Origin of the sequence: Pseudomonas farris, assembly GCF_019145235.1 — a bacterium.
GTDB lineage: Bacteria > Pseudomonadota > Gammaproteobacteria > Pseudomonadales > Pseudomonadaceae > Aquipseudomonas > Aquipseudomonas farris.
Window position 1 is genome coordinate 195,539 of the sequence record NZ_JAHSTV010000001.1, and the last position, 13,120, is coordinate 208,658.

Here is a 13,120-nt window from a genome sequence, read left to right on the forward strand (position 1 = left end):
GTCATCCCCCGAAAAAACGGTTGAAGGCGCGTTTGAGTAAGCCTTTGTTCCCGGCTACCTGTTGACCGACCAGGTCCTCGGTCATGTCGCGCAGTGCGGCAGTGATCGCTGCCCTCGGCGCATGCAGCCCCAACGGCACGCCAGTGTTCTGACTCTGGCTGACCAGGTTGAAGTCGTTGGGTAATTTCGACAGATTGGTGCAGCGCAGCGCCTCGCCGATATCTTTGAGGCTGATCGCTCCCGCCTTGTCAAAGCGGTTGACCACTATTTGCAATTGATCCCCGCGCACGCCCAGGTCATCGCGAAGAATCCGCACCAGGGAGCTGGCATCGCGCAGATGGCTGACGCTCTGTTGCACCACCACGTACACCCGATCTACCTGTTCCAGCACGGAGCCGGTGAGGTGGTCGATTTGCCGCGGCAGGTCAATCACCACCCAGTCATAGCTGGCGCGAGCCAACTTCAACAGGGTGTCAAGTTGCTCGGGTTGGGCATCTTGCGGCAGACACAGCTCACCGGCCCGACCACCCAGCACATGCAAAGTGGGGCTGAAGTGACTGCAAAAACCGCGTAGCGCGACGCTGTCCATGCCGTCGATCTGATGCAACACCTCCAGATGGCTGTGCGTCTGCGCCACATCCAGATAATGCGTGACGCTGCCAAATTGCAGGTCCATGTCCAGCAACAGGGTGCTGCCACCCCTGGCGCTGAGCTGCTGAGCCAGGTTGCAGGCCACCAGGGTTCCGCCGGAGCCGCCCTTGGCGCTCATCACGGCAATCAATTTCCCTTCTGCCCCACTGCCGGTCCGAACCTCCATGACCAGCCGATTCAAGGCGGCAACCAATTCCGTCTCGGCGATGGGCTCGGGCAGCACGTCACGGGCACCGGCCTGCATCGCCATACGCATGCCTTCCTGTTCGCTCAGCAGACCGCAGACCAACATCGGTGGACGCTCATGGGCCGGGTGCAGCAACAGCGCTGCCAGCTCCTCGCGCCACAGGTGGCTGACGCGCAACAGCAACAGATCGGGCATCCGGTCCAGACCGTAGAGCGGGTCGACATGCCCGTTGCTCACCAGGCGAGTGCTCACCTCAAGGCCGGGCATGCGCTGGCAGACACTCTGCAGATCGCGCAAAGAGGTGGCATCACGGCTGCTGATCAGCAACCGGAGCCCGGCTTTGCCAGTCGAGCTGGAGACTGGCGTTTCCTTGGTATTCAGCATGGTGTGATCTCCCCGGAATCGGAATGACGCCCGAGGCTTTCGCGTGGCAAGGTTGCCCTGAATGTAGGCAGGGTAATGGGCACGCCGAACCCGGGAATAAACAGGTTGAAAACGAAGTTTTGCAGGCTCAACTGGACGTAGCGGATGGCACGGAATCCAGTGACCCCACTCGTGTCACCAGGGTTGGCCACCAGAGCGCCGTTTGCATCCAGATAAGTCAGTACCAGGTTGCTGGTGGTCAGATCAGTGATCAGCTGGCTCGTACCGGCATCCCCCGCGGCATTGAAAATCGCCCGCCGCAGGATCACCGGATCGCTGATATTGCACACTGCCGCCAGGCGTGCACCGCGACGGGCTGCTTCATCCAATGCATTGATCGTGAAATACAGGCGGCCCATTTCCAACACAGCGAACAACAGCGTGAATACCAGCATGCCAATGATGGCGAACTCCACGACATAGGTGCCGCGCATGCGTTTACGATTCATCACAGTGCCCTCATGACAGTGGTGGCGACCAGCGGAATGCTCAGCGCAATCGGATTACCGAAGAAACCCGGAATCGCTCCGGTGCAATTACCACTGCCAATCACCGGGCAGAACGTGTAGGTGATGGTGACCCGCACATGGTCGAAGCCCACGGCGGCGACCTCCACCATACCGGTCGTCAACCCTGACACCACAGGGCTGCCGGTATTACTGGGCACACCATAGACCGCGACATTTTTCGTCTGGTCCTGCAGGGCATTACTCAGAGAGACCTCACCGAGCGTCGAATTCCAGGCCTGGCTGGCAACAAAACGGTCCGCATCACGACTGGCCTGCAGCAGGACGTTGTACTGATAGAGCATGCGGCCGAATTCGCCGAAAGCCAGCAACAGCAGGAGCAACAATGGCAGCACGAGGGTGAATTCCACCAGGGCCAGGCCTTGCTGGCGCTGCAGCTGTTTAAACGTGTTAAGTCTCATGACGTTCCCTCCTACGAGTCGGTGCTCGGAGTGCCGCTGCCGTTGAGATAGGTTTTGTAGAGCTGAATGATATTCGGGCCGGAATCGTTCACCGGTGTAGGACTGGGCACGTTGTCGCCTTCGCACTCCTTCACAAACTGTCCGAAGATCTGCGCCTCCGTGCCGCCGTTACTCATAGGCTGGACCACGTAATAGCAGCCGAACCCCAGGACCGGGACCGTGGTTGAACCGCCCTGTTTACCGGTGCAGTCACCCACAACGATTTTCATCATCCGGCGCTCGAACACCCCGTTGCTTTCACAGCCACTGCCAGAACCTGCCACACAGGCAGCAACGCTCGCCCGCCAGTCGTTGTAGTCAAATATCGCGTTGCCGCCCGCGGTAAGATCGCCACCACTCGATGTGACGGGTTGCCCTTGGTACTTCGATTGTGGCGGGGTGACTGAGTCGTCATAAGTGATCGCGGGGTTGCTGGATGTCGTCACCAGGTCCGGCGGATAGGCCGAGGAATTGACCTGCCCCTGATAGATGCCGAAGCGCGTATTCAAGCCTTGAGACGCAGGGCCCACCGTGTTGCCGGGTTTGGTCTGGACATTTTCCCCCACGTTGCGGCAGACCGAGCCGCCTCCGGCCATATCATTCCTGACCGAACTGCCGCCCGAACCAAAATCGAGCAACTGAAAGTTGCCTGGCCCAATGGCGGACGAATTGCCGGCAGCCGACTTCAATACTTGCAAATCACCAAATTGGAAGCCCCAGAACATGCCAGCGTCCGGGTCGTATTGGGTCGCGTCGCCACAGACCATCAACGGGGCAAGATCACACGGGCTGGTAGGGCTGGGTCCAGCGGTGGCGATCGCCGCCACTCTTTTGTTCCCCAAGCCGCCGGTGCCAAATGTCTGGACGAAGCTCCAGAAAAACCCCGTAAGACTATAGTTCGGTACCGATACCCGAACGTATTTGGCCTCCGCCGGCCCGGGAAAGGAGAACGGGCCATAGACCCTGTCGGACAGTTCCACTACCGCAAATGCACCTGGGTTACCGGCGACAGCCGTGGACAATTCGTTGTTGCCGGTGGCATTGGCATTTTGCAGCAGCGTATTGAGCGCGGCAGATCGCGTCGTGCTCGCAAAGTTGGCAGCGCCTGCTACCTGACTCAGGGTTTTGGCACCACTCAAGGCGGCGGCGTCCACCGCATTCTGCAGGCGCGTCTTGTTCAGCAACATGTGTCCGCCGTCCAGAGCCAACGCCGCCATCATCGCCATCACCGCCAACGCGATCACCATCAATACGCTCACCGAACCTTCCTGGCGCCTTGGCGTCGCAGTGAACGGCTGCTGAATTCGAAGATTCATCATCAAGCCCTCATTTACCGATACTGATCCGGATCGGCTCCGCCAAACCTGGGTGTCCAGGCGCCTGTTGGGTTCTGTCAGCGAATGTTGACTACTTTGGTTTCGATCCCGCGGATAATGGTGATAGCTCCGCCATTGCTGCGCTGCACCACGCGTTTTGGCGCCGGGGCAGCGGCCATCGCCATGACCGGTGCCGCAGGCGCAGGCGCAGGCGCAGGCGCAACGGTCGCGATTTTCTTCTGATCGTTCAGCGGATTGCGTAGGGTCAGTTGCAATTTTCCTTCCGTTTGTGCGGTAACCAGGGTTTCAGCCTCTGCAGTCGTCATTTCCAGCGTCACTGCACGTACCACTACCGGCTGGGTCTTGTCGGTACCTGCGGTCTGGTCCACTGCCAACACCCGCAAGTTCTCGAGGATGGTCTTGGACACGGCGTTGTTGCCGGTGCCATCAGTGCGTTTGGTTGCCAGTACATCGACCCGGTTACCTGGTAACAGGAACCCACCCACGCCGACCACATCGTCTACGCGTACCGATATGGCACGTTTGTCTGTCGCAATCAGCGAGGCCAGGGTACTGCCGCCCAAATGCTCACTCAGACGCGCGCCACGCATGATGTCGCCCTTCAGGATGTCGAACGTTGCGATCTTGCCCACTGCTTTGTCGGTGGAGTCGAAGGCATCGTCCGGGATCGTGTCCATGGGCATGCGCAGGGTCGTGACCTGTTGGGCCTCGACCATCTGCCCGAATGGAATCTCGACCGTGGCGACTACCACGCTTCGAAGGTGGTCATCCGGGCTGGCATTGAGCCGGGCGCTCAGCCAGGAGTCGGCCATCCATGCAGCACCAAGGCCCATGACCAGAGAAATGCCTATCAGGGTAAGAGTACGAGAGCTCATGTCAGTATCTCCGTATCAAAGAAAGTCGAGCTGGACGAAATAGTTGTGCCAGGCCCATTCCAACTCTTGCGGTGACAATGGTCCGGAACCACCCATATAGCGCTGGCGATCGAGCGCCATGTTCAGGAGATCGCGGGGATGGCACGGCACCAGGGGCATGCCTTCACTTGCATAAAGCCTTTGCAGGACATAACGCAGCAGCAGCGGGTCAAAAGGAATGCCCAAGCGCTCGCATTCCTGACGCCAGATCTTTTCGTACTCCTCAGGCTTCAGGTAACCGAATTGCAGCTTGTAGCCAATCCGGCGAAGGAAGGCCTCATCGGCCAGCTCCAGGGGATTGAGGTTGGTGGAAAACACCAGAATCAGATCGAACGGCAGCTCGCAATGCCGACCACCGCCCAGGTTGATGAAGTCGCGCTTCTCTTCCATGGGGACGATCCAGCGGTTAAACAGTTCGGCGGGGGCCATGCGCTGGCGTCCCATGTCGTCGATGATGAACAGGCCATTGCTGGCCTTGAGCTGCAAGGCGGCCTGGTACTGACGGGTGGAGGGGTCAAAGCGAACGTCCAACTGCTCCATGCTCAACTCACCACCCGTAATAACGATCGGGCGTTTGCAGCACAGCAGTCGACGGTCGATCCCTTCGTTGAGCATCAGATTGTTCTGTTGACTGTTTTCATCGAGCCGCTGATGTACCTGCGGATCGTAGATCTCGATCACCGACTCGTTGATGACGATGGCGTGAGGCACCCAGATGGCCTCGGCGAACAGACGAATCAGCCGGCTGCTGACATAAGTCTTGCCGGTACCCGCAGGGCCATAAATCATGATTGCGCGCCCGGAGTTCAGCGCCACGCCCAACTGATCGAGCATCCCCTCGGTAAGCACTACACCAGCAAGGGCGTTGTGCATATCGTTGGAGTTGATGCGGCCATGGTGAATGGTCTGGATTTTGATCAGGGAGCGGTAGGAACTCACCGGGAAAGGTGCCGCGCCGATGTAGCCACTGCGCAACAGGGCGTCGCGGGCGGCACTGCGACCACGTTCGGTCAGGCCATAACGCAGCATCTGCCCGCCCGTCGTTTGCTGCCCCGTCTGGCCAAGCACTTCGACACGACCATCCTTGCGCAGAAACGCCAGGACTTCTTCAAGTACAGCGCCGGTCAGCGCCAGGCGATCCACCAGCCGCGACATGTCGAGCACGCCGGCGTCATACAAATGCTTGCACACCAACTCACCCAGAAAACTGTCAGTCAGACCAGTTTCGCGAATACTGCACGGCTGAGGAGCCAGTCGTTGCACCGCGCCCCGATCGCTGGGGTAGGCATCACTATCGACGATGACGTGCATGACTAACCTCCGAATCCGAATCCGAATCCACCGACAACGAGTTGCCAGTAGACGCTGTTCAACGTCCCGAGCAGGATCGCAACCGTATAAGGAAAGGGCTTACCGGCCACATCCTCCGAACTCGGGGCCATATAGGCCCGCGCCCGAAGCATCAACCGATAACGTCCCAGGGTTTGCAATAATTGACCGCGCACCAGCACGATCAGGAAACCGCACAGGCCTCCCCATAGCAGGCTGAAGAACACAGCCCACAAGGCGAAATGGGGGGGGAGAAAACTGCCAACCATGGCCATCAGCTTGACGTCGCCGGCAGCCATGCCCCCCAGGGCATACATGGGTAGAAACAGCGCAAAACCGATCAGGAGGCCCTGCAGGCCGTCCCCCAGCCCGCTGAGTCCGCCTGAGTAAGTCTGGCCGGCCAATCCCAAGGCCAGACCCACCAGGATCAGCAGGTTGGGAATGCGGTGGCGACGCAAGTCGCTCACCACCGCCACGCCCAGCAGTCCTATCAGCACAACGGTAGCAACCAGCTGTTCCATGGACATGGTGTATCTCCCTACCAGGTTTTTTATTAGCAAGAACCAGCGATAATGGCATTGCAAAGTTGCCGGATTCTGGTATCCACTACCCCGCCAAGAAGGGTGAACGCTACGACAACAGCTGCCGTAATTAACCCGCCGGCCACCGCGTATTCCACAATGGTCAGGCCGTCTTCGTCTTTGGCGAACTTCACTACTGAAGCCTTGATTGTTTGCATGATCATTTTGCCCACCTCACTCGAATGTTGTTTTTTCGGAGGCAGTGCGTTCTGCTCTGCCTGGATGCAACACTAGTCAGGGGCAAGGCATGTGCGTTAGGAGGATTTTGCACATCACTAGGACTTTTTTGCGGGTGGGCCAAATACGGGCCATTGGCCTTTGAAGAGGTATTAAGAGGGGGCAAAACGAGGGGTGGCAGGCAAAGGTGGTTGCCATTGATTCACAAGCGACGAGCGGTTGACGCCGTGTGTACCAAACCACGTCAACAAACAGTTGCCCTAGACCGACTTCGGACAACACATAGAGCAAATAGAACTAACTTTCGCCTTTCTTATCAGCATTTAGTCTGCAAAGTGATAGCACGTTAGCAATACTACTCACCGAGAACGGCACGAAGAACCGCAGAGTAGAGACATGACGTCCAATTTGACCAAAAGGCCATCGCTACTGTGGTTCGATCAGACCCACGATCATTCCACAAAGGAACTCATCGCGCAGTTCGAGGGTACCTGCGACTGCAAATTGGCGAAAAACTCCATGCTGCCCCACGGGGAACAGGCAGACATGATCTGCATCCATTTTGATCGCCCCGACACACCAGGCTTGAGGCTGTTGCTGGAGATCAAACGCACCACCCCCACCATCCCGATCACCATGTTCACCGTGCAGCACTCGGAAGAACTGGCCGTCTGGGCCATGCGTTCCAGCGTCTGGGAATACATGGTGCTCCCGCTCTCAGGCACTGAGAGAAAGCGCTATCTGACAGCAGTGGTGCAGCTGTACGAGTTGCGCCGAAATGCCAACGGCCAGGGCCAGACATCGCTGATCGATCACTCCCCGACCCTGCCGGACAGCATCCGGCTGACCTCGGGGCACCAAAAACACCAGGCACTGAGCAGCGTTATGCTGTACATCGATCAGCACTTTCGGGACAGCATCGATCAGAGGGATTTGGCGAAGCGCTGCGGCATGACGACCTTTCGCTTCAGCCGCCTGTTCAAGGAAGCCAATGGCGTTGGCTTCACCGATTACATCCTGGACAAACGCATGAACTTCGCCAAGCAACTGCTCGACAATAGCCAGATGCCTATTACCAGCATCGGCTATGAGGCTGGCTTTAAGGACCCGTCCTACTTCGCTCGCGCCTTCAAGCAGTTCGTCAACTGCACGCCCAGCGAATACCGTTTGACATGCCAACTCAGAGCGGTAGCCGCACAACCGGCGCTGGAGGATACAACCGCTGAAGTGCTCGAAAGCCTGGTACAGAGCCTTGGAAGTTGAGGCAGCTTTTTTCACGCGCATAAAAAAACGCCGCTCAATGAGCGGCGTTTTTTTGAATTTGGAGCGGGAAACGAGACTCGAACTCGCGACCCCGACCTTGGCAAGGTCGTGCTCTACCAACTGAGCTATTCCCGCAAATGGCGTCCCCTAGGGGACTCGAACCCCTGTTACCGCCGTGAAAGGGCGGTGTCCTAGGCCACTAGACGAAGGGGACACGCTGCCCGGAACACATGGTGTGTGTTTCGGTGCCCAGATCCGCATCCGAAGATTTGGTTCTGGTTTCACTCAGCCCTGCCCGAAAGCAAAGCCGTTTAAAACTGGAGCGGGAAACGAGACTCGAACTCGCGACCCCGACCTTGGCAAGGTCGTGCTCTACCAACTGAGCTATTCCCGCATTGGCGTCCCCTAGGGGACTCGAACCCCTGTTACCGCCGTGAAAGGGCGGTGTCCTAGGCCACTAGACGAAGGGGACACACGTACAACATTCACTCCCTACCGCGTTTCGCTGTGTGCTTTACGCTGTAAGTGGCGCGCATTCTATGGATGGATTGAGGGGTCGTCAACCCCCAGATATAAATTTATTTAAATCAATGACTTCGCCCTGCTTTCAGCAGCGATTCAGGCTTTTCCGTCGACTGACCTTTGGCGCCTATATTCTGGCATCCACCAAGGCGCTATAGTCCACGCCGAGATGATGGCAATGTGCACCTCGCACGCTATTTACTTATATCTGCAGCGTTACGGCCGATATAAGCAGAGCCACAGCCGATTCAACTCGTCGAGCGGCCCTAGGCGCCCAAATGCCAAGCTACTACACTCGACTCGCACGCGAACCCTATAAGAGGTCTTACCGGTGACACCACTCATGATCACCCTGCTAGTCGTAGCCGGGATCGCACTATTGATCGCCATTGGCTACATGAACCATGTGGTGGAAAACAACAAGCTGGAAAAGGCCCGCACCAAGGTTGAACTCAACGACCGTCTGCGTCGTTGCGGTGAAATCACCGAGACCTTCCCCGGTCAGTTGATGACACCGACGCTCAAGTTGCTGTTGACCCGTCTGGAGCTGAACGTCTGCCAGCGCCTGCTGAACCTGGAAAAAACCAACGCCACGTTGAAGGCACGGATTACCGAGCTGAGTGCCTTGGTCGCGCAAGGCGAATCGATCCCGGTCAACAACCCACCGGCACCGATCCAGACCGAAGCCAAAGCCAAAGACGTGCGTTTCCTGCTCGAAGCCCTGCATGGCCAGATCACCCGGGCCGCACAGGACGGTTTCCTGCCAACCAACGAAGCCAAGCGCTGGATCCGCGAGGTCCGTCACATCCTGGTGCTGCTGCACATCGAATTCTTCAACAACCTGGGCCAGCATTCCCTGCAACAGAACCAGCCCGGCCAGGCTCGCCTGGCCTTTGAACGCGGCGTGCAATACCTGCGCAAACAACAGGAACCGCAGGTTTACGCTGAACAGCTGGAATACCTGGAGAAACTCCTGGCCCGCGCCAACGCCCAAGTCATGGACACCATCGCCCCGGTTGAAGGCGAGGTGAACCAATTGACCGAAGGCCTCAAAGACGTCGAGGCTGATGCCGACTGGAAGAAAAAAGCGCTCTACGACTGATCATGTAAATGCTGAAAAGCCACCGGGTCAGGTGGCTTTTTTTTGCGTTGGGATTGATGGAAGGGCAGCGCTTACAGCCTGAAGTGCCCCACCATCCCCTTCAGCTCAACTCCCAGCTGCGCCAACTCAATACTCGACGCCGCATTGCCCCGCATCGCCAACGACGACTGATCCGCACTGGCGCGGATACTGGTGACGCTGCGATTGATCTCCTCGGCCACTGAACTCTGCTCCTCCGCAGCCGCCGCAATCTGCTGGTTCATCTGCTGAATCAACGACACCGCTGCCGCAATGCTCCCCAAGGCGCTCTCGGTCTGCAACGCATCGCTCACCGCCAGCTTCACCAACTCGCCACTGTTCTGAATCTGCTGTACCGACGAATGCGCCGCCGAGCGCAAGGCACTGACCAGCCGTTCGATTTCTTCAGTCGATTGCTGGGTTCGCTTGGCCAGCGCCCGAACTTCATCGGCCACCACCGCAAAGCCCCTGCCCTGCTCGCCGGCCCGCGCCGCCTCGATGGCCGCATTGAGCGCCAACAGGTTAGTCTGCTCGGCAACGCTTTTGATCACACTGAGCACCGTGCCAATGTTCTGGATTTCCGCACTGAGGCTTTCGATACTGGAGCTGGCCGAGGTGGCTGAGTCCGCCAATTGTTCGATCCGCGCCATGCTCTGACGCACCACCTGCTGACCGCTTTCGACCTTGCCATCCGCAGTCTGCGCCGCCTGGGCAGCCTCCTCCGCGTTACGTGCCACGTCGTGCACTGTGGCGGTCATCTGATTCATTGCGGTGGCGACCTGCTCGGTTTCTTCCTTCTGGCTGCTGACTTCAAGATTGGTCTGCTCGGTCACCGCCGACAGCGATTGAGCAGAGCTTGCCAGCTGTTCGATACCGGCCTGCAAACCACTGACGATATTGCTGAGCCCTGCGCCCATTTGCTGCATGGCTTGCATCAACTGGCCGATCTCGTCACGACGGGTCACTTCAATCGTTGCACTCAAATCGCCCGCGGCGATCTGCTGAGCCACACGAATCACACTGCGCAGCGGCGCGACGATCAACCGAGTGATCACCCAAGCAGCAATCAGCCCCACCAGCAAGGCCAGTGCCGAGGAGCCGATGATCAACAGCGAGTTCTTTTTCAGCTCTGCCTGCATCGACTGATCTTCGGCAACATAGGCCTGATCCACCCGCTCCACCACTTGAGCGGCGCGCTGGTGGAGTTGCTCATAGACGGTTTTTTCCTGTGCCAATAACCCGGTGTACTCGGCGAGTTTTTCACTGAAACCGGCAATATGACCGGCCACTTCATTGAGGACAGTCTGGTAACCCTCATCCTTGATCGTGGTTTTCAGTTGCTCGGCCTGGGTCAGTGCCTGATCGGCTTGCTCAATCTTGCCCTGCCCGCCGCTGTCGTCGCCCTTGCGGCTCTGGTCCAGGCGTACGCGCGCTTCGTTCATGGCCTGCAACATCAGCCGCGAAACCTGGCTGACCTGATTGGCCTGCTCGATGAATTGCGCGCCGTCCTTGCCCTCGGATTCCTTCAAGGTATAGGCACCATCATCGGTGAGCCCGGCCTGCAGCACATCGAGGTTATTGGCCACGCTGGACACCGACCAACTGGCCATTTCCAGCGCCAGGTCCTTGGCCTGACTCAGCGAGACGAACTCGTCGAACGCCTTGCGATAGGCTCCCAGCGACTGCTCGACGTCGTTCATGACTGGCACGTTGGCCGTTGACTGGGCCTTGAGCTGGGTCGCCAGAGCGATCAGCGCATCCACCCCGGCGCGCAAGGCGTCCGCGGTTTTCGGATTACCGTGCAAGGCGTATTCCTGCTCAAGCAAACGCACCTTGAGCAAACCGCTGTTGAGCGACGACATCTGCTTGAGCCCGTCGAAGCGCTGACTAATGGTTTGCAAGGACCATACGCCGATGGCCGCCACCAAGGCTGTCAACAGCAGTACCAGTACAAACCCGACACCCAGTTTTTTCGCCATACCGAGGTTGGCAAAACGTCCTTGCACGGCCGAAATCATTGCGCTTAGTCCCCTGCCATTGTCTGTTGATGCAGATTCGCAACGGGCTTGTGCCAACACAAGTCTCGGGCGTCGGAATAATGGCAAAAAGCTACGCCCGCATCGCTTTCAGAACGTTTGAGGTCGATCCCGAGCGGTAGCCTGAAAAAATGCCCGGGCGCGAGGATCACAGGCATAAGCAACGTTGATCCGCTGCCAGTCATAAGCTTGTCCGGTCGGACTGAACGCCGTCGGGCAAGACAGCAGAACACCGAAGCGCCGCGCCTGAGTTCGCACCTGGACGTAGTCAGACTTGCGCGATCGCGCCCAGATGAACAGGCCACCCGCCGGTTTGCCGAAAACCTCCCACTCCGCGTCTTCGAGCACCTGCAAGGCCGCTTCCCTGCCAGTGCTTAAACGCTGGCGCTGACGCTGCACCAATTTGCGATAGGCACCACCGGCCAACAGGCAAGCCAGCACCGACTCGCTAAACCGAGAAGCCCCCATGCTGCTGATCATTTTGACCTGCGCCAGTCGCGAAATTACATCGGCACTGCCCACTACAAAGCCAATCCGCAACGAACTGCTGAGGGTTTTGGAGTAGCTGCCGACGTAGATCACGTTGTCATCGATGCCCAGTGCCGCGAGGCGCGTGCCGGGACCGCTGTGAAGATCCGCATAGACGTCATCTTCGATCACCAGCACGCCATGGTTTTTGGCCAGTTGCAGGACCTGCTGAGCCACCCCCGGGGTCAAACTGCTGCCGGTAGGGTTGTGATAAAAGCTGTTGATGAACAAGCCACGGGGTTTGTACTTCAACAACAATGCCTCGAGTGCTTCGGTATCGGGCCCGCGAGGGGTTCGTGGTACCTCGATCATGCAAACCCCGTGCAGCCTGAGCAGATCGAACAGCATCGAATAGCCGGGACTCTCTACCACCACGCAATCGCCCGGTTTGAATAGAGTACGCACAATCAGATCGAGCCCATGACTGGCCCCCGCCGTGGTCAGTATTCTACTTTCATCCACCTCGATACTCAGCTGCTTCAACCGTTTGAGGATCTGCTGGCGTAAAGCAGGCAGGCCCAGTGGCGTGCTGTAGTTGAACAACCCGGCCATGTCGGTGCGGCTGACCTGGCGTATGGCGTAGCTCAGGTCGTCAGTCTCGCGCCAGCTTTCGGGTAATCCGCCGCAACCCAGGTTCAGTTCACCGACGAGGCCGCTCTGCTGCTCAACCCCTTCGGACCAGGGAAGATCCCGTTGCCCCTGAGCGGCCAGCGCCGTGGCCGCGACAAAGAAACCCGCCCCGTTGCGCGTCGTCAGTACACCTTGAGCCACGAGCCGTTCACAGGCCTCGACGACACTGGACTGACTGAGCAGATTGATTCGCGCGATTTGCCGCACAGAAGGCAAACGCGTCCCCGGCGACACCTCGCCGCGACGGAGCCAGTCGGCCAATGCGTCGACGATTTGCTGCACGACAGGCACCAATGCCTGTCGATCGATTCTCAACTCCATGAGCAAGCAAACTCCTGTCCGTTTTGCGGGAAGCAGTTAATCACAGGAGCGCTCCGGGGGATGTGCGACAACGCCGCCAAAACCCTCGGTTCTAACCATTTGAAACACATTGATCGGCGTCTTCACGGAATCAA

At 58.4% G+C, this 13,120-nt stretch carries 12 protein-coding genes, 4 tRNA genes and 1 pseudogene; 2 read left to right on the forward strand and 15 right to left on the reverse strand.

What is annotated here, in order from left to right:
* Window position 1 precedes the first annotated feature (1 nt).
* The 8 genes from KVG95_RS00885 to KVG95_RS00920 form a co-directional block, all read right to left on the reverse strand.
* The gene (locus KVG95_RS00885) at window positions 2-1,222 is read right to left on the reverse strand and encodes an AAA family ATPase (protein ID WP_217854190.1); all 1,221 of its coding nucleotides are present in this window, start codon (window positions 1,220-1,222) and stop codon (window positions 2-4) included.
* Window positions 1,216-1,710 (reverse strand): TadE/TadG family type IV pilus assembly protein, encoded by a 495-nt coding sequence (locus KVG95_RS00890; protein WP_217854191.1) that lies wholly within the window; start codon window positions 1,708-1,710, stop codon window positions 1,216-1,218. Before KVG95_RS00890 ends, KVG95_RS00885 begins: the two co-directional genes overlap by 7 nt.
* Complete coding sequence (locus KVG95_RS00895; protein ID WP_217854192.1) at window positions 1,710-2,189, reverse strand: TadE/TadG family type IV pilus assembly protein; 480 nt, start codon at window positions 2,187-2,189, stop codon at window positions 1,710-1,712. The genes KVG95_RS00890 and KVG95_RS00895 overlap by 1 nt, the downstream gene beginning before the upstream one ends.
* Before the next feature lie 11 nt (window positions 2,190-2,200).
* Window positions 2,201-3,547 carry a Tad domain-containing protein gene (locus KVG95_RS00900; protein WP_217854193.1) on the reverse strand — a complete coding sequence of 449 codons (1,347 nt, stop codon included), beginning with the start codon at window positions 3,545-3,547 and terminating at the stop codon, window positions 2,201-2,203.
* Window positions 3,548-3,621: 74 nt separating this feature from the next.
* On the reverse strand, window positions 3,622-4,440 hold the full coding sequence (gene cpaB, locus KVG95_RS00905) for a Flp pilus assembly protein CpaB (RefSeq protein WP_217854194.1): 819 nt from the start codon (window positions 4,438-4,440) through the stop codon (window positions 3,622-3,624).
* A gap of 15 nt (window positions 4,441-4,455) precedes the next feature.
* A complete protein-coding gene (locus KVG95_RS00910; RefSeq protein WP_217854195.1) occupies window positions 4,456-5,790 on the reverse strand; it encodes a DUF8689 domain-containing protein in 1,335 nt (444 codons plus the stop codon).
* A gap of 2 nt (window positions 5,791-5,792) precedes the next feature.
* Window positions 5,793-6,335, reverse strand: a complete 543-nt coding sequence (locus KVG95_RS00915) for an A24 family peptidase (protein ID WP_052964890.1) — start codon at window positions 6,333-6,335, stop codon at window positions 5,793-5,795.
* Between the two features lie 26 nt (window positions 6,336-6,361).
* Window positions 6,362-6,553, reverse strand: coding sequence for a Flp family type IVb pilin (locus tag KVG95_RS00920; RefSeq protein ID WP_052964891.1), 192 nt, complete (start codon window positions 6,551-6,553; stop codon window positions 6,362-6,364).
* Window positions 6,554-6,962: 409 nt separating this feature from the next.
* Here KVG95_RS00920 and KVG95_RS00925 point away from each other — a divergent pair, with 409 nt between their 5' ends.
* The gene (locus KVG95_RS00925) at window positions 6,963-7,829 is read left to right on the forward strand and encodes a helix-turn-helix transcriptional regulator (protein ID WP_217854196.1); all 867 of its coding nucleotides are present in this window, start codon (window positions 6,963-6,965) and stop codon (window positions 7,827-7,829) included.
* Between the two features lie 59 nt (window positions 7,830-7,888).
* Here KVG95_RS00925 and KVG95_RS00930 read toward each other — a convergent pair.
* The 4 genes from KVG95_RS00930 to KVG95_RS00945 form a co-directional block, all read right to left on the reverse strand.
* Window positions 7,889-7,964 (reverse strand) — tRNA-Gly (locus KVG95_RS00930).
* A gap of 3 nt (window positions 7,965-7,967) precedes the next feature.
* Window positions 7,968-8,043, reverse strand: a tRNA-Glu gene (locus tag KVG95_RS00935).
* Between the two features lie 104 nt (window positions 8,044-8,147).
* A tRNA-Gly gene (locus tag KVG95_RS00940) sits at window positions 8,148-8,223 on the reverse strand.
* A gap of 2 nt (window positions 8,224-8,225) precedes the next feature.
* Window positions 8,226-8,301, reverse strand: a tRNA-Glu gene (locus tag KVG95_RS00945).
* Between the two features lie 393 nt (window positions 8,302-8,694).
* Between KVG95_RS00945 and KVG95_RS00950 the strand changes: the two genes are divergently transcribed.
* On the forward strand, window positions 8,695-9,453 hold the full coding sequence (locus tag KVG95_RS00950; RefSeq protein WP_195840112.1) for a hypothetical protein: 759 nt from the start codon (window positions 8,695-8,697) through the stop codon (window positions 9,451-9,453).
* Between the two features lie 71 nt (window positions 9,454-9,524).
* Here KVG95_RS00950 and KVG95_RS30280 read toward each other — a convergent pair whose 3' ends face one another.
* The 3 genes and pseudogenes from KVG95_RS30280 to KVG95_RS00960 form a co-directional block, all read right to left on the reverse strand.
* Window positions 9,525-10,406 carry a methyl-accepting chemotaxis protein gene (locus KVG95_RS30280; RefSeq protein WP_437180777.1) on the reverse strand — a complete coding sequence of 294 codons (882 nt, stop codon included), beginning with the start codon at window positions 10,404-10,406 and terminating at the stop codon, window positions 9,525-9,527.
* Window positions 10,386-11,489, reverse strand: a pseudogene (locus KVG95_RS30285) (HAMP domain-containing protein); the annotation flags it as partial. The gene KVG95_RS30280 and the pseudogene KVG95_RS30285, both read right to left, overlap by 21 nt.
* 108 nt (window positions 11,490-11,597) lie before the next feature.
* Window positions 11,598-12,986 carry an aminotransferase-like domain-containing protein gene (locus KVG95_RS00960; protein WP_217854198.1) on the reverse strand — a complete coding sequence of 463 codons (1,389 nt, stop codon included), beginning with the start codon at window positions 12,984-12,986 and terminating at the stop codon, window positions 11,598-11,600.
* Window positions 12,987-13,120: the final 134 nt, after the last annotated feature.